General features: G+C 71.7%; 15 protein-coding genes and 1 pseudogene. 6 read left to right on the plus strand and 10 right to left on the minus strand.

The window, feature by feature from the left end; genetic code table 11:
* Nucleotides 1-9: 9 nt before the first annotated feature.
* From ACWC2T_RS23900 to ACWC2T_RS23910, 3 genes are read right to left on the minus strand one after another with little or no spacing between them, the layout of a single operon-like run.
* A complete protein-coding gene (locus ACWC2T_RS23900) occupies nt 10-1,212 on the minus strand; it encodes a thiolase family protein (RefSeq protein WP_450672376.1) in 1,203 nt (400 codons plus the stop codon).
* Complete coding sequence (locus tag ACWC2T_RS23905) at nt 1,209-1,853, minus strand: CoA transferase subunit B (RefSeq protein WP_450672377.1); 645 nt, start codon at nt 1,851-1,853, stop codon at nt 1,209-1,211. The genes ACWC2T_RS23900 and ACWC2T_RS23905 overlap by 4 nt, the downstream gene beginning before the upstream one ends.
* Nucleotides 1,853-2,608, minus strand: a complete 756-nt coding sequence (locus ACWC2T_RS23910; protein ID WP_450672378.1) for a CoA transferase subunit A — start codon at nt 2,606-2,608, stop codon at nt 1,853-1,855. Before ACWC2T_RS23910 ends, ACWC2T_RS23905 begins: the two co-directional genes overlap by 1 nt.
* A 182-nt stretch (nt 2,609-2,790) precedes the next feature.
* Between ACWC2T_RS23910 and ACWC2T_RS23915 the strand changes: the two genes are divergently transcribed.
* A complete protein-coding gene (locus ACWC2T_RS23915; RefSeq protein ID WP_351212315.1) occupies nt 2,791-3,255 on the plus strand; it encodes a MarR family winged helix-turn-helix transcriptional regulator in 465 nt (154 codons plus the stop codon).
* Nucleotides 3,256-3,273: 18 nt separating this feature from the next.
* Here the strand turns inward: ACWC2T_RS23915 and ACWC2T_RS23920 are convergent, their stop codons facing one another.
* Nucleotides 3,274-4,251 carry a DUF3048 domain-containing protein gene (locus ACWC2T_RS23920; RefSeq protein ID WP_450672379.1) on the minus strand — a complete coding sequence of 326 codons (978 nt, stop codon included), beginning with the start codon at nt 4,249-4,251 and terminating at the stop codon, nt 3,274-3,276.
* Nucleotides 4,252-4,684: 433 nt separating this feature from the next.
* On the opposite strand from ACWC2T_RS23920, the gene ACWC2T_RS23925 reads away from it, so the two are divergent.
* A complete protein-coding gene (locus ACWC2T_RS23925; protein ID WP_450672380.1) occupies nt 4,685-5,875 on the plus strand; it encodes a zinc-dependent alcohol dehydrogenase in 1,191 nt (396 codons plus the stop codon).
* Nucleotides 5,876-5,901: 26 nt separating this feature from the next.
* Here the strand turns inward: ACWC2T_RS23925 and ACWC2T_RS23930 are convergent, their stop codons facing one another.
* Nucleotides 5,902-6,978 (minus strand): ATP-dependent DNA ligase, encoded by a 1,077-nt coding sequence (locus tag ACWC2T_RS23930; RefSeq protein WP_450672381.1) that lies wholly within the window; start codon nt 6,976-6,978, stop codon nt 5,902-5,904.
* 74 nt (nt 6,979-7,052) lie between these two features.
* Between ACWC2T_RS23930 and ligD the strand changes: the two genes are divergently transcribed.
* Complete coding sequence (gene ligD, locus ACWC2T_RS23935) at nt 7,053-8,072, plus strand: non-homologous end-joining DNA ligase (RefSeq protein WP_450672382.1); 1,020 nt, start codon at nt 7,053-7,055, stop codon at nt 8,070-8,072.
* 278 nt (nt 8,073-8,350) lie between these two features.
* Complete coding sequence (locus ACWC2T_RS23940; RefSeq protein ID WP_450672383.1) at nt 8,351-9,517, plus strand: LacI family DNA-binding transcriptional regulator; 1,167 nt, start codon at nt 8,351-8,353, stop codon at nt 9,515-9,517.
* 40 nt (nt 9,518-9,557) lie between these two features.
* On the opposite strand, the gene ACWC2T_RS23945 is transcribed toward ACWC2T_RS23940, so the two are convergent.
* Nucleotides 9,558-10,349: a VOC family protein gene (locus ACWC2T_RS23945; protein WP_450672384.1), complete on the minus strand. Its 792-nt coding sequence runs from the start codon at nt 10,347-10,349 to the stop codon at nt 9,558-9,560.
* Nucleotides 10,350-10,619: 270 nt separating this feature from the next.
* Here ACWC2T_RS23945 and ACWC2T_RS23950 point away from each other — a divergent pair, with 270 nt between their 5' ends.
* Nucleotides 10,620-10,865, plus strand: coding sequence for a WhiB family transcriptional regulator (locus ACWC2T_RS23950; protein WP_153536132.1), 246 nt, complete (start codon nt 10,620-10,622; stop codon nt 10,863-10,865).
* Nucleotides 10,866-10,941: 76 nt separating this feature from the next.
* Here the strand turns inward: ACWC2T_RS23950 and ACWC2T_RS23955 are convergent, their stop codons facing one another.
* The 3 genes from ACWC2T_RS23955 to ACWC2T_RS23965 all read right to left on the minus strand — a co-directional run bounded on the left by ACWC2T_RS23955 (nt 10,942) and on the right by ACWC2T_RS23965 (nt 14,706).
* Nucleotides 10,942-11,916: an acyl-ACP desaturase gene (locus ACWC2T_RS23955; RefSeq protein ID WP_450672385.1), complete on the minus strand. Its 975-nt coding sequence runs from the start codon at nt 11,914-11,916 to the stop codon at nt 10,942-10,944.
* A 258-nt stretch (nt 11,917-12,174) separates the two neighbouring features.
* A complete protein-coding gene (gene ddaH, locus ACWC2T_RS23960; protein WP_450672386.1) occupies nt 12,175-12,951 on the minus strand; it encodes a dimethylargininase in 777 nt (258 codons plus the stop codon).
* A 123-nt stretch (nt 12,952-13,074) separates the two neighbouring features.
* A complete protein-coding gene (locus tag ACWC2T_RS23965) occupies nt 13,075-14,706 on the minus strand; it encodes an ABC-F family ATP-binding cassette domain-containing protein (protein ID WP_450672387.1) in 1,632 nt (543 codons plus the stop codon).
* Between the two features lie 352 nt (nt 14,707-15,058).
* Between ACWC2T_RS23965 and ACWC2T_RS23970 the strand changes: the two are divergent.
* A pseudogene (locus tag ACWC2T_RS23970) lies at nt 15,059-15,307 on the plus strand (isocitrate lyase/phosphoenolpyruvate mutase family protein); the annotation flags it as partial.
* A 139-nt stretch (nt 15,308-15,446) separates the two neighbouring features.
* Here ACWC2T_RS23970 and ACWC2T_RS23975 read toward each other — a convergent pair.
* A complete protein-coding gene (locus ACWC2T_RS23975) occupies nt 15,447-15,863 on the minus strand; it encodes an SsgA family sporulation/cell division regulator (protein WP_450672388.1) in 417 nt (138 codons plus the stop codon).
* Between the last annotated feature and the right edge of the window lie 190 nt (nt 15,864-16,053).

Here is a 16,053-nt window from a genome sequence, read left to right on the forward strand (position 1 = left end):
ACGAGGTCCTCAGCGTTCCAGTACGAGGGCGAGGCCCTGGCCCACGCCGATGCAGAGGGTGGCCACGCCGGTGCCGGAACCGCGGCGGGCGAGCTGGTGGGCGACCGTGCCGGCGAGGCGGGCGCCGGAGGCGCCGAGCGGGTGGCCGAGCGCGATGGCGCCGCCCTGGGGATTGAGGACCGCCGGGTCGAACTCGGGCCACTCGGCCACACAGCCCAGGACCTGGGCGGCGAACGCCTCGTTCAGTTCCAGGACCGACAGGTCGCCGAATCCCCTGCCCGCCTTGGCGAGCGCGCGGTTGACGGCCTCGACGGGGGCGAGGCCGAAGTAGTGCGGGTCGACGGCGTGGACGCCGGTCGAGGAGATCCGGGCGAGGGGTTCGCGGCCGGTGGCCCTCAGGCCCTCCTCGTCGACCAGGAGCAGGGCGGCGGCGCCGTCGTTGAGCGGGGAGGCGTTGCCCGCGGTGACCGTGCCGTCGTCCTTCCGGAAAGACGGCTTCAGCCTGGCCATCGCGGCCGGGGAGGCGTCCGGTCGTACACATTCGTCGGCGGCGAAGAGCACCGGGTCGCCCGTGCGCTGCGGGACCGGCACGGGGGCCAACTCGGCGTCGAACAGGCCCTGTTCCCGGGCGGCGGTCGCCTTGCGGTGCGAGGCGAGGGCGAACTCGTCCTGCTGCGCACGGCTGATCCGGTGCTTGTCGGCGATGAGTTCGGCGGACTCGCCGAGCGGGACGGTCCACTGCGGGTCCATCTTCGGGTTGACCATCCGCCAGCCCAGCGTGGTGGAGTACAGCTCGGTGTGGCCCGCCGGGAAGGCCCTGTCGCTCTTCGGCAGGACGTACGGCGCCCGGGTCATCGACTCCACACCACCCGCCACGGCGATGTGGGCGTCGCCGACGGCGATGGCGCGGGCCGCCTGGATCACCGCCTCCAGACCGGAGGCGCACAGCCGGTTGACGGTCACGCCGGGCACGGAGGTCGGCAGACCGGCGAGGAGCGCGGCCATGCGGGCCACGTTGCGGTTCTCCTCGCCGGCGCCGTTGGCGTTGCCGAAGTAGACGTCCTCGATCCGGGCCGGGTCCAGACCCGGTGTGCGGGCGAGGAGTTCGCGCAGGGTGTGGGCGGCCAGGTCGTCGGGGCGGACGGCGGACAGCCCGCCGTTGTACCGGCCGATCGGAGTGCGGACGGCGTCCACGATGTACACGGGGTTCACAGCACGTTCTCCCCGATCCTCATCTCCGCGTCGGTCCTGATGACGACGTCCTCGACGGACACCCCCGGCGCGGTCTCCACCAGGACGAGCCCCGCCTCCGTGACGTCCAGCACCGCAAGGTCGGTGATGATCCGGTTCACACAGGCCTTGCCGGTGAGCGGCAGGGTGCACTCCTCGAGGATCTTCGGTGAGCCGTCCTTGGCGGTGTGGGTCATCACCACGATCACCTGACGCGCGCCGTGCACCAGGTCCATCGCGCCGCCGATCCCGGTGACCAGCTTGCCCGGCACGGCCCAGTTGGCCAGGTCGCCGCCGGCGGAGACCTGCATCGCGCCGAGCACGGCCACGTCGATGTGCCCGCCGCGGATCATCGCGAAGGACAGCGCCGAGTCGAAGAAGGATGCGCCCGGCAGGACCGTCACGGTCTCCTTGCCCGCGTTGATCAGATCCGCATCGACCTGGTCCTCGGCCGGGTACGGGCCCGTGCCCAATATGCCGTTCTCCGACTCCAGGACCACCTCCACACCCGGCGGCAGGTGGTTGGGGATCAGCGTCGGCAGGCCGATGCCGAGGTTGACGTACTGGCCGTCGTGCAGCTCCCGGGCCGCGCGGGCGGCGATCTCCTCGCGTGTCCAGGCCATCAGCTGCTCACCGTCCGCTGCTCGATCCGCTTGTCCGCCGCCTGCTCGGGGGTCAGGGCCACCACCCGCTGCACGAAAACGCCCGACAGGTGCACCGCGTCCGGGTCGATCTCGCCGGGCTCGACGAGCTCCTCCACCTCGGCGATCGTGACCTTCCCCGCCATGGCGGCCAGGGGGTTGAAGTTGCGGGAGGACTTGTTGAAGACCAGGTTCCCGTGCCGGTCGCCCTTCGCCGCCCTGACCAGCGCGAAGTCGGTGCGGATGGCGCGCTCCAGGACGTACTCCGCACCGTCGAACTCCCGCACCTCCTTCGGCGGCGAGGCCAGCGCGACGCCGCCCTCGCCGTCGTAGCGCCACGGCAGTCCGCCCTCGGCGACCTGGGTGCCGACCCCGGCCGGGGTGTAGAACGCGGGGATCCCGGCGCCGCCCGCGCGCAGCCGCTCGGCCAGCGTGCCCTGCGGGATCAGCTCCAGCTCCAGCTCACCGCCCAGGTACTGGCGGGCGAACTCCTTGTTGCCGCCGATGTAGGAGCCGGTCACCCGGCCGATCCGCCCCGCGGCCAGCAGCACCGCGAGCCCCGTCTCCATCGCCCCGCAGTTGTTGGAGACGACCGAGAGACCGCCGACCCCGCGCTCGTACAACGCCTGGATCAGCACGTTCGGCACACCGCTCAGTCCGAACCCGCCGACCGCGAGGGACGCGCCGTCCGGCACATCGGCCACCGCCTGAAGGGCCGTGGCGACCACCTTGTCCATCCTTGAAGCCTCATCTCTTCGCCATTAATCAGTGTACTGAGTATTTCAGCGAGGTGTTCCACACGCTGCCACCGGAGGCGATGTCCGTCAAGACATGGACTCTTTGCATTTCGCATGGGAGACAGGCGACCTGGTCGACGAGTATTGTTCAGTGCACCAACGAACTGATCAGGGGAGCGCACATGGCCGCGGTGGACCTCACCACCCATCCCGGGCACCTGGCCCGGCGGCTGCAGCAGGCGCACTACCTGCTGTGGAACACGATGGTCTCGGAGGAGATCACCTCGCCGCAGTTCGCGGTCATGAACGCGCTCGTCGCCGAACCGGGCCTCGACCAGCGGACGGTGGGGGAGCGGGTGGGCCTGGACCGCTCGACCATCGCGGAGGTCATCAGCCGGCTCGGGCGCCGGGGGCTGCTGACCAAGACGCGCGACCCCGAGGACGGCCGCCGCTTCCTGCTCCGCCTGACCGACGACGGCCTGCGCACCCACCGCAAGCTGACCGTGCGTACCGCCCGGATGAACCAGGTCTTCCTGGCGCCGCTGTCCGCCGAGGAACAGACCGTGTTCTTCGACCTGATCCGCCGGGTCGCGGACGCCGCGGAGGGCTTGCGCAACCCGGCCGAACCGCTGGCCGCACGGGGCTGACCGGGCCGGTACGACAGCTCACGGCGCCGGTGCGAAGACCACCCACACCTGGCCGTCGGCGAAGTTCACCGGGCTGCCGTCCGCCGCGATGAACGTCGTACCGTCGGTCGCGGCCGGCCGTGACCAGGAGGCGTCGAAGGACCGGCCGTCGCGCAGCACCTGCGCCTTCCCCGAGCCGACCGTCACGGTGTACGGCGTGTGGTTGCCGAGCACGTCGTGGTAGCGGGAGGACCGGATCCGCACGTACTGCACGACCACCGTCGCCGGCGCCACCCGTGCGCCGTCCGTCGTCACCGTGGGCGTGCCGTCCATCGCGACCAGCCAGCGGTGCTGCTCGGCGGACCAGGTGAAGGTGAAGCGGGCGGCCGGGTAGCGGACGGTGCGCGCGGCCGTGGGGGTGCCGCCGGACGGGGCCGGGCCGTAGCTGAAGCCGGTCGTCAGGGCCGCCCTGCCCGGGGCGGACGGCAGCAGCTCGGCGGGGTGCAGATAGAGGTTGTGCGGGGCGGCCCTGGCGGTGCCCCGGTAGTACGCGGCGGGCGCCCGGTCGGGGGACTCCGGCCGCAGCGGCGCGCTGTCGATCAGCGGGAGCAGCTTGTGCTGGGCGCCGGAGAAGGCGAGCGTCGGCCGCTGGAACTGGCGCAGCAGTTCCAGATCGGACTCGCGGGCGCTGCGCACCGGTCCGACGGTCTGCGGGAGCCTGGTCGCGTACACCGCCATCAGTCGGCTCAGGCCGCCCTCCACCTGCTCGGCGTACACCACATCCGCCGCGCCGAGGCCGGTCTGCGGGCGGGCCGCGGGCACGTTGTCGATCTTCACGGCGAGTGGGGAACCGGCCGCCTTGACCGAGGGCGTCGGAGCCGGCGCCGTGGGGGCCGCGGGTGCCGGGGTGTGCTGTGGCGCGCGGTCGTCACTTCGGCCGTGGTGGGTGCAGCCGGCTGTGAGGGCGACGGTCAGCGAGACCGTCAGCGCGGCCGTGCCCAGCGCTGCGCGCCGCATGCGCGCTCCGTGTCTGATGCCCACCGTGGCCACCCCGTTCGCTTGTCCGATTGTGCGTTCATCGGGTCATCGCTGGCCATACCCGAACGCTTACGGTCATGCGCGGTGCGTGGGCCGTTCGGGCTCCGGAGATGACCCTGACGGGCGCCGGCGAGGCGGGCGAGCCGGGCTTTGCAGTGGCGGTGGCGGACCGTGGCCATGGCCGTGGCGGGGCCGTTGTCCGCGGCCGTGGGCCGTGGGCCGTGGGCCGCGGGGCATGGTGCCTGGGCCGCGGGGCCGTGGGTCGTGACGGTGGCGGGCGGTGGGAGGTGACGGGCGGGGCAGGGGTTCGGGCAACCGTCGGCCGGGGCCGGTGTGCGGGGTTCGGTGCTGGTGGGCGCGGGTACCCGGGCGCCACCGCGACTCGCCCACGCTACCGAGGGAGGGCGATCCCATGAAGGCAGTCACCTGGCAGGGCAGGCGGGACGTCCGGGTCGAGGACGTGCCCGACCCGCGGATCGAAGAGCCCACCGACGCCGTCATCCGCATCACGTCCACCGGACTGTGCGGCTCGGACCTGCACCTGTACGAGGTGCTCACCCCGTTCATGACGCCCGGCGACATCCTCGGGCACGAGCCGATCGGCATCGTCGAGGAGGTCGGACCCGGGGTGCCGGACCTCAAGGCCGGGGACCGGGTCGTGGTGCCGTTCCAGATCGCCTGCGGCAACTGCTGGATGTGCCTGACCGGGCTGCCGACCCAGTGCGAGACCACCCAGGTCACCGCCGAGGGAATGGGCGCCGCCCTGTTCGGCTACACCCGCCTGTACGGTGCCGTGCCCGGCGCCCAGGCCGAGTACCTGCGCGTGCCGCAGGCGCAGTTCGGGCCGATGAGGGTGCCCGAGGGCCCGCCGGACGACCGCTTCGTCTACCTCTCCGACGTACTGCCCACCGCCTGGCAGGCCGTCGAGTACGCCGCTGTCCCGCCCGGCGGCACCCTCGCCGTCCTCGGCCTCGGCCCGATCGGCGACATGGCCTGCCGGATCGCCAAGGCACGCGGGGCGGAGCGCGTGTTCGGCATCGACCTGGTGCCGGAACGGCTCGCGCGCGCCGACCGGGACGGCGTGGAGACCTACGACCTGAGGGCCTTCGACGACGAGAAGGCGCTGGTCAACGCCATCCACGAGGAGACGGGCGGCCGCGGCCCGGACGCCGTGATCGACGCCGTCGGCACCGAGGCCCACGGCAGTGCCGCCGCGAAGCTCGCGCAGACGGCCACCGGGCTGCTGCCCCGCAAGCTCAGCGGGCCCCTCGCGGAACGCTTCAGCATCGACCGGCTCGCCGCCCTGTACATGGCGATCGACCTGGTACGGCGCGGCGGCACCATCTCGCTGAGCGGCGTGTACGGCGGCACGGCCGACCCGATGCCGATGCTCACCCTGTTCGACAAGCAGATCCAGCTCCGCATGGGCCAGGCCAACGTCCGCCGCTGGACCGACCAGATCATGCCGTATCTGACCGACGAGGATCCGCTGGGTGTCGACGACTACGCCACGCACCGGCTGCCACTCGCCGAGGCACCGCACGCCTACGACATGTTCCAGCACAAGCAGGACGGCGCGATCAAGGTCCTCATGCAGCCGTAGCCCTCAGGCCTGGGGCCCGGCCCGGCTCAGCCCCGGTCCTTCTCGCCCAGGATCTCCGCGAGGTCGTAACGCACCGGCTCCTCCAGCTGGGCGTAGGTGCAGCTTTCCGGTGTGCGGTCCGGGCGCCAGCGGCGGAAGCGGGCGGTGTGCCGGAAGCGCTGCCCGTTCTCCATGTGGTCGTAGGCCACCTCGGCGACCCGCTCCGGCCGGAGCGGCACCCAGGAGAGGTCCTTCTTGCCGGACCAGCGGCTCGGCGCGCCCGGCAGCCGGGCCGTCTCGTGGGCGGCCTCCTCCGACCACGCCGCCCATGGGTGCCCGGCCACGTCGTCCATGCGCAGCGGCTCCAGTTCCTCGACCAGTTCGGCCCGCTTCTTCATGGGGAAGGCGGCCGACACACCCACGTGCTGGAGCCGGCCCCGGTCGTCGTGGAGGCCGAGCAGCAGCGACCCGACCACCGGCCCGCTCTTGTGGTAGCGGTACCCGGCCACGACGACGTCCGCCGTCCGCTCATGTTTGATCTTGAACATGACCCGTTCGTCCTGCCGGTAGCGCAGGTCGAGCGGCTTGGCGACGACTCCGTCGAGTCCGGCGCCCTCGAACTGCTCGAACCACCGCTGTGCCACCTCGATGTCGGTCGTCGCGGGCGCCACGTGCACCGGCGCGGTCGCGTCGGCGAGGGCCCGTTCCAGCAGCGCCCTTCGGTCGGTCAGCGGGACGTCGAGCAGGGAGTGGTCGTCCAGGGCGAGCAGGTCGAAGGCGACGAAGGACGCGGGTGTCCTCTCCGCCAGCATCCGCACCCGGGAGTCGGCCGGGTGGATCCGCTCGGTCAGCGCGTCGAAGTCCAGATGGCCCTCCCGCGCGATCACGATCTCCCCGTCCAGCACGCACCGCTCGGGCACCCGCTCCTTCAGCGCCGCCACCAGCTCGGGAAAATACCTGGTCAACGGTTTCCCGGTACGGCTGCCCAACTCGACCTCGGCGCCGTCCCGGAACACGATCGAACGGAACCCGTCCCACTTCGCCTCGTAGTGCATCCCCGGCGGGATCTTCGCCACCGACTTGGCGAGCATGGGCTTCACGGGCGGCATGACGGGCAGATCCATGCAACCGATTCTGCTCGCATACCTCCCGTGCCGCCCGGTATGCGAGCTGTGCGGGGTGCGCCTACCGTGGCCGCATGGGTGCTGCGGTGGAACTGGAGGTGGACGGCCGGACCGTACGGCTGTCCAGCCCGGACAAGGTCTTCTTCCCGGAACGGGGCTTCACCAAGCTGGACCTCGCGCAGTACTACGTCGCGGTCGGCCCCGGCATCCTGCGCGCGCTGCGCAACCGCCCCACCACCCTGGAGCGCTACCCGGACGGCGTGGGCGGCGAGTGGTTCTTCCAGAAGCGCGCCCCGAAGGGCATGCCCGACTGGATCCCGACCGCCCACATCACCTTCCCCAGCGGCCGCAGCGCCGACGAGATGTGCCCCACGGAGCAGGCCGCCGTCGTCTGGGCCGCCCAGTACGGCACGCTCACCTTCCACCCCTGGCCCGTGCGCGCCACGGACGTCGACCGCCCCGACGAACTCCGTATCGACCTCGACCCCCAGCCCGGCACCGACTACGACGACGCGGCCCGTGCCGCCCACGAACTGCGCGCCGTCCTCGACGAGTTCGGCGGACTGCGCGGCTGGCCGAAGACCTCGGGCGGCCGGGGCCTGCATGTCTTCGTCCCGATCGAACCGCGCTGGACCTTCACCCAGGTGCGCCGCGCCGCGATCGCCATCGGCCGGGAGATGGAACGCCGGATGCCCGAGCAGGTGACGATCAAGTGGTGGAAGGAGGAGCGGGGCCGCCGCATCTTCCTGGACTACAACCAGACGGCCCGCGACCGCACCATCGCCTCCGCCTACTCCGTACGTCCCCGCCCGAACGCCACCGTCTCGGCACCCCTGCGCTGGGAGGAGGTCGGCGTGGCCCGGCCGGCTGACTTCGACCTCTCCACCATGCCTGCCCGCTTCGCCGAACTCGGCGACGTGCACGCCGACATGGACGAGCACGCCTACTCCCTGGACGCCCTGCTGGAACTGGCCCGCCGCGACGAACACGACCACGGTCTGGGTGATCTGCCGTACCCCCCGGAGTACCCGAAGATGCCCGGCGAACCCAAACGCGTCCAGCCGAGCCGGGCCCGGCGGGAGCAGACGTCCTGAGGCAGCGCGCCGCCGCCGGGGGGCGCCGCCGGCACCACACCGGACCGGAACGCCCGGGGCCGCCGCCGTCTCTGGACGGCTGCCCGCCGCACGCGGCAAGGATGCGGTGGCAGTCGGCCGGCAGGGCCTCGTCCGAGGCGACGTCGGGCGACACCCCGGCACACGCGACGTCTCTCCTTCGCGGCTCGGGCATGCCTGGGCCCTGCCCGCTCGTGGTACCGACCGGGTCTCGACCGCGCGGTTATCCTGACCGGCAGCCGCCGATGAGGAGTCCCGAAGTGACCGAGGCAGTGTCGCGTCCCACGCTGGAGGCCGTGGCCGCGCGGGCCGGCGTGTCCCGGGCCACCGTGTCCCGGGTGGTCAACGGCGGCGACGGGGTGCGCGCACCCCTGGCCGAGCGCGTCCGGCAGGCCGTGGCGGAGCTGGGTTACGTCCCCAACCAGGCGGCGCGCAGCCTCGTCACCAAGCGGCACGATGCCGTCGCCGTCGTCATCGCCGAGCCCGAGACCCGGGTCTTCGCCGACCCCTTCTTCGCGCTGCAGTTGCGCGGGATCAGCAAGGAACTGACCGCGCACGACAACCAGTTGGTGCTGCTGCTCACCGAGGGCCGTGACGATCACACGCGCGTGGCCCGGTATCTGTCCGGAGGCCACGTCGACGGTGCGCTCGTCTTCTCCCTGCACCTCGACGACCCGCTGCCCGGCCTCATCCGGGACGCCGGCGTGCCCACGGTGTTCGGCGGTCGGCCCGATTGGGGCGACGACGGCCGTGCGGTCGGCCCCGCTCGCCCTGCGGCGAAGAACCCGGGTGTGGTCTACGTCGACTGCGACAACCGGGGCGGGGCACGCGCGGCCGTACGGCATCTGGTGGGTCTCGGCCGCAGACGCATCGCGCATCTCACCGGTGCCCTGGACCAGACGTCGGCGGTGGACCGCCTCGACGGCTACCGGGACGTCATGGCCGAGGTGCCGGGCGGGAGTGATCCCCGGCTGGTGGTGGAGAGCGACTTCACCCCGGCCGGCGGTGAACGCGCCATGCGCGAACTCCTCGACCGCTGCCCGGACGTGGACGGCGTCTTCGCCGCCAACGACCTGACCGCGCTCGGTGCCCTGCGCGTGCTGCGTGCGAGCGGCCGGCGGGTGCCCGAGGACGTGGCCGTGATCGGCTTCGACGACATGCTGCCCGTCGCCGAGGAAGCCGAGCCCCCGCTGACGACGGTTCGTCAGGACATCGAGGAAATGGGGCGCCTGATGGCCCGCCTGCTGCTGCGCGGTCTGTCCGACGGCCGAGACCGGCCGGATGCCCGTGACCGGACCGGCGACCGTGACCGGCCGGATGCCCGCGACGCGACGCACGGCCGTGACCGGACCGGACCTGCGCTGGACGGGCCGCACGCCGGCGGAGTGATTCTCCCGACCACGCTGATACGACGGGCGTCCGCCTAGCCGCCACGCGAGGCGGCCCCGGCCGGTCGGGCGGCCGGACTCAGCCCTGTGGTGCCTCGCTCCTGATCACCGCGAAGCGGGCGCCGTACGGGTCGGAGAGCCGGGCCATGCGGCCGACGCCCTCCATGGTCGTCGCCGGCACGCGGACCCCTCCGCCGAGCCGCTGTGCCTTCTCGACCACCGCGTCGGTGTCCTCGACCTCGAAGTACGGCAGCCAGTACGGGCTGCCCTGGGCCTCGGACGGGTCGTCGGCCAGGGGCACGATCCCGCCGAACATGGCGTCCTCCCCGCCGTCCGCCGGATTGACGCACGTGTACGTCCCGCCCGGGAAGGGCACGGCGGAGGTCTCCAGGCCCAGTACCTTGTTGTAGAAGGCGGCGGCCGCGGCGATGTCCGGGGTGTAGAGCTCGACCCAGCACAGCGAGCCCGGCTCGCTCGCCACGTCGACGCCCTTGGTCCGGCCCGGCTGCCAGAGCCCGAAGGGCACGCCCGCCTGGTCTGCGAGGACGGCCATGTGCCCCTCGCCCATGACGTCCATCGGCTGGAACAGCACGCTGCCGTGGGCCTGTTCCGCAGCCTTCGAGGTGGCCTGTGCGTCCGCGCTCTGGAAGTACACCGTCCAGGCCGGCGGTCCCTGCTCGGGGCCGGACTGCATGCCGCCCGCGACGGTCCTGCCGCCCAGCTGGAAGAAGCCGTAGCCTCCGGCGTCCGGCCCCGCCGACTGGAACTGCCAGCCGAACAGGGCGCCGTAGAAGGAGACGGCGCCGTCGATGTCGGGGGTGCTGATGTCGATCCAGTTCGGAGCGCCGTCGACGAAACGGGTGGTGAGCATCTTCGCCCTCCTCGAAAGGGGTCCCGTCCTCTGCACTGCCGAGTCTTGCACCCCTCACTGACAATCGCCGCCGGAGCGCCGCGACGCGCCGGACGGATCCCGTCGCACCCCGGACGGCCGGGCGCGTTCTCCGGGTTTTCGCCGCGCCCCGCGCGCCGCCGTGCGCCGGTGCGGTCCGGCGAAGCATCATCGAAGGCGGCCGGAGGTCGTGCCGACGGCGTTGACCCGGCGTTGATCGAACGTTTTTCGCCGCGCGGCACGATCCTGGCCATGCACTTCGAAACGATCACCCCGGCCGACGACACCTGGCAGGCGCAGGCCCTGTGCGCGCAGACCGGGCCGGACTTCTTCTTCCCCGAGCCCGGCAGCTCGGTGCGCGAGGCGAAGCGGATCTGCGCCATGTGCGAGCTCCGTCCCGCCTGTCTGGACTACGCCCTCGCCAACGACGAGCGTTTCGGCGTCTGGGGCGGACTGTCCGAAAAGGAGCGCCTCGCCCTGCGCCGCACGTCCCACTGACGCCGTCCGTCGACACCTGCCTGCCACCCGTCCTTGTGCCGGGGCCGGCCCGGCGAGCGTCGGACGCCGGCGTGCGTCAGGCTCCGGCGCGGGCCGCCATCCGGGCCTTGCGGGCGGCCAGCTTCTCGTCGAACTTGGCGGCCTCCGCGTCCAGGCCGCCCATGAACAGGCCGAGTTCCTCCTGCGCCTTGCGCCCCTCGGGGCCGAGGCCGTCGATCTCCATGACCTTCAGGAAGCGCAGCACGGGCTGCAGCACGTCGTCGTGGTGGATGCGCAGGTTGTAGACCTCACCGATGGCCATCTGCGCGGCGGCCCGCTCGAAGCCGGGGATGCCGTGGCCGGGCATGCGGAAGTTGACCACGACGTCACGGACGGCCTGCATGGTCAGATCGGGGGCCAGTTCGAAAGCGGCCTTCAGCAGATTGCGGTAGAAGACCATGTGCAGGTTCTCGTCGGTCGCGATGCGGGCCAGCATGCGGTCGCAGACCGGGTCGCCGGACTGGTGGCCGGTGTTGCGGTGCGAGATCCGGGTGGCCAGTTCCTGGAAGGCGACGTAGGCGACCGAGTGCAGCATCGAGTGCCGGTTGTCGGATTCGAAGCCCTCGCTCATGTGGGACATCCGGAACTGCTCCAGTTTGTCCGGGTCCACCGCGCGTGAGGCGAGCAGATAGTCACGCATCACGATGCCGTGCCGGCCCTCCTCGGCCGTCCAGCGGTGCACCCAGGTGCCCCAGGCGCCGTCGCGGCCGAAGAGCGTGGCGATCTCGTGGTGGTAGCTCGGCAGGTTGTCCTCGGTGAGCAGGTTGACCACGAGGGCGATGCGGCCGATCTCGGTCACCTTCGACTGGTCCTTGGCCCAGGCCTCCCCGTCCTCGAACTGGCCGGGGAAGTTGCGGCCGTCGCTCCAGGGCACGTACTCGTGCGGCATCCAGTCCTTGGCGACCTTCAGATGCCGGTTCAGTTCGTTCTCGACCACTTCCTCCAGCGCGAACAGCAGCCGTGCGTCGGTCCATGCGGACGGGCTGCCGAGGTGAGGGGAGGTGATCGTCACGGGAACTCCAGGGGGACGCCGAACAACGGGGGGAGAAAACGGGGACGGTCCGGCGAGCGGTGCCGGGAACCTACGAGATCGTAGGCTACGAAGCCGTAGGTTACGAAGCCGTAGGTTAAGGCTGTCGTAAAGATCGCTGATCAGTAAGGCCGGATGGCCCCTCCCGACGTGTCGGCCCGTGGCTCCGTCGTCTCTTCCGGGCATGCCGACAGCCCCGGGGCCCAGGTCCCGGGGCCGCCGGGGTGACGGGACCGCCCGTCAGGCGTACAGCTCCCGCAGCCGCACCGAGAGGCATGTCACACAGCCCTCGAGCTTCTCGAACTCGCCGATGTCCACCGTGACCACCTCGTGGCCGAGATCGGTCAGCAGTTCCGCGGTCTTCGGCGCGCTCGCCGCCATCAGCAGCTTGTGCCCGCCGAGCAACACCACGTGCGAGCCGGACTCCTCCGGCACCGACAGGAAGCCGGGGAACAGCGACGGCCGGTCGACCTTCGGTATGTGCCCGATCACCGTGCCGTCGGGCAGCGCGGTCACCGCGGACTTCAGGTGCAGCACCTTGCTCACCGGAACGGCGACCACGCGCGCGCCCAGCGGCTCGAAGGCGGCCCGCACCTGCTGCACGCCGGCGGCGTTGGTGCGTCCGCCGCGGCCGACGTACACCGTGTCGCCGACCTTCAGGACGTCACCGCCGTCCAGCGTGCCCGGCTCCCATATCCAGTTGACCGAGCAGCCGAGGCGGGCCACCGCCTCCTCCACGCCGACGGTCTCCATGCGCCGGGACTCCGCACCAGGCCGGGTGATCAACGCCACGTTCTTGTACATGACGACGGTGTCCTCGACGAACACCGAGTCCGGGCAGTCGTCCTCCGGGTCGACCTCGATCGTTTCCCAGCCGTGCGTGCGCAGGGCCTCGACGTAGGCCTCCCACTGCTCCACGGCGAGCCCGACATCGACCTTCTCCCGCTCGATGTGCGTCACCAGGCCTTCGGCGAGACGGGGGCTGGGGCGGCGGACGAGGGCCTTCTTGCTGGGCACGACGAGCCTTTCGAATCGATGGTGCGGTGTCCGGTGCCGGTGAGACGGCACCGGTCCGCCATCATGCAGGGCGCTCCGGCCTGTACAAAACCCCCGTTGTCAGGCTGTGGCCCTCCTGAGACGTCAGCTCCGGGCCGAGGCCCCGATGTCGTCCGACGAGATCTCCTTCAGCACTCCCTCCTCCATCAGCAGCCAGCGGGTGATGCCGATCGACTCGAGGAACGGCAGGTCGTGGCTGGCCACGAGCAGCGCGCCCTCGTACGACTCCAGGGCCGAGGTCAGCTGCCGCACGCTCGCCATGTCGAGGTTGTTGGTCGGCTCGTCGAGCAGCAGCAGCTGGGGTGCCGGCTCGGCGAGCATCAGCGCGGCCAGGGCCGCCCGGAACCGCTCGCCGCCCGACAGGGTGGCCGCCTTCTGGTCGGCCCGCGCGCCCCGGAACAGGAAGCGGGCGAGCCGCGCCCGGATCCGGTTGTTCGTGGCGCCCGGCGCGAACCGGGCCACGTTCTCGGCCACCGTCAGCGCGCCGTCCAGCACGTCCAGCCGCTGGGGCAGGAAACGCAGCGGGACATGCGCCAACGCCTCCCCGGCCACCGGTGCCAGCTCCCCGGCGACAGTCCGCAGCAGCGTCGTCTTGCCGGCGCCGTTGCGGCCGACCAGCGCGATGCGCTCCGGGCCGCGCAGATCGAGAATGCCTTCCACGCGCGCGTGGTAGGCCGTTTCCAGGTTCTCCAGGGTGAGCACCTGCCGGCCGGGCGGTACGGCCGTGAACGGCAGGTCGATGCGGATCGCGTCGTCGTCCCGTACCGCCTCCACCGCCTCGTCCAGGCGCTCCCGGGCCTCGGCGAGCCGCTCCTCGTGCATGATGCGGTGCTTGCCCGCCGATTCCTGGGCGGCACGTTTGCGGGCACCCATGACGATCTTCGGCTCGCGCTTGGAGTCCCACATCTTCTGCCCGTACCGCTTGCGGCGGGCCAGCTTGACCCGGGCGTCGGCCAGTTCGCGCTGCTGCCTGCGCACATCGGCCTCGGCGACGCGCAGCATCCGCTCGGCCGCCTCCTGTTCGACGGCCAGCGCCTCCTCGTACGCCGAGAAGTTGCCCCCGAACCAGGTGACCTCCCCGGAGCGCAGGTCCGCGATCTGGTCGACCAGGTCGAGCAGTTCCCGGTCGTGGCTGACCACGACCAGGACGCCCGGCCAGGCGGAGACGGCCTGGTACAGCCGTCGGCGCGCGTACAGGTCGAGGTTGTTGGTGGGTTCGTCCAGCAGCAGCACATCCGGGCGGCGCAGCAGCAGCGCGGCCAGCCGCAGCAGCACCGACTCGCCGCCGGAGACCTCGCCGACGGTGCGGTCCAGGCCGATGTGGCCGAGACCGAGCTCGCCGAGCGTGACGAGGGCGCGTTCCTCGACGTCCCAGTCGTCGCCGAGCGTCTCGAAGTGCTCCTCGGCGGCGTCGCCCGCCTCGATGGCGTGCAGCGCGGCCCGCCGTTCGGCGATGCCGAGAGCCTCATCGACGCGCAGCGCGGTGTCGAGGGTGACGTTCTGCGGGAGGTGGCCGACCTCGCCGGACACCTTGACGGTGCCGTCGGCCGGGGTGAGTTCCCCGGCCAGCAGCTTCAACAGGGTTGTCTTTCCCGACCCGTTGACGCCGACGAGACCGGTACGGCCGGGCCCGAAGGCGATGTCGAGGCCGTCGAAGACGGTGGTGCCGTCGGCCCAGGTGAAGGACAGGGACGTACAGGTGAGGGAAGGTGACATGAGGGCCTCGCGAGGGTTTCGTGCGATCGGTGGGCGCATGTCGAGACACCGCGAGGCGGGAACCGAAGGTCGTGGGGCACGAAGAGCCCATGAAAAAAGGCCTGTGCCGGAGGACGGCTCGGACGCCGAGGTCGTACGCCGCGCACACCTCAACCGGTGCGACGCGATGCCTCAGGACCTCAGACGAGCAACGTCCTTCTCCAATCGACGACAACAGGACCGATGTACACGGTAGGAGGGGGCCTGATGGCTGTCAACGCAATTAAATGCGGCCTTCACGGCCGCGGCCGTACGCGTTCCGGACGGCGCGGTCGGCGGCGACATCGAGGACGCCCGGCACGACGAGGGCGGCGTGCCGCTCTTCGTCAACGCGCGGATCGACACGCTCCTGCGCGGCGCCGGGGGAGTGGACGCCGCCCTGGAGCGGGCCGCGGCCTTCCGCGCCGCGGGCGCCGACGGGATCCTCGTCCCCGGGGCCGTCGACCCGGGGAGGGTGAAGGAGCCGGTCGCGGGCATCGACGGCCCGCTCAACGTGATGGTCCTCCCCGGCGCGCCCTCCGGCGCCGAGCCGGCCGCCCTCGGCGTCGCCCGGATCAGCGCGGAATCCGGACTCGCCCAGGCCGCCGCGCGCGCCCTGGTCCGCCGCGCCGCGCGGGAGCTGCTGCAGGCGGGGACGTATGGGGCGCCGACCGGTACGCGGAGCCTGAGCAGACGGGCTCACGTCCACGCGCGCGGAGCGCTCAGCAGGCGTCCCGCATCAGTTCGGCCAGGTCGTGGTCCAGGTCGAACTGGAGGTGTTCGAGGCCGACGGGCACGAGCGCGCTGGTCGCCTCCAGGAAGCGCCGGATCTCACCCGAGCGCACATGCACGATCGCGGTGCCCTCCGGGGCGTGGAACTCCAGCACGGTGCGGTCGTAGCCGTACGGCCGGACCCGGACGTCCCCGTGGCCCTCGGACCCCTGCAGCCCGGCCGTGAGTAGCTCGCGGGAGAAGGTCCAGCACACCTCGACCCCTTCGAGGGTGGCGGGGGCCGGGAAGGTCATGACGACGGCGAACGGATCGCGTCGGTCGTAGCGCAGCGTCGCGGGAATGCTCGGCATGCGCGGTGCGGCGGCGACGAGACGGGCCTCTACGGGCTGCTCGATGACGGTGGACAACGCCTTGCTCCCTCGTGACGGCTGGACTGCGCCCGGGTGTGCACCCGGCACCGGAAGAGACGACGGATCGGGCCGATCCGTGCACAGGAATCACGAGTGACCTCGGTCACCGCGTTCATGCACGGTGCGGTCGCGCTCGTTTCCCGTTGCGGCAGAGGGCAGTTGGCCTCTGGACGGCGCCGGGCCGGTG

The organism is Streptomyces sp. NPDC001393 (assembly GCF_053597455.1).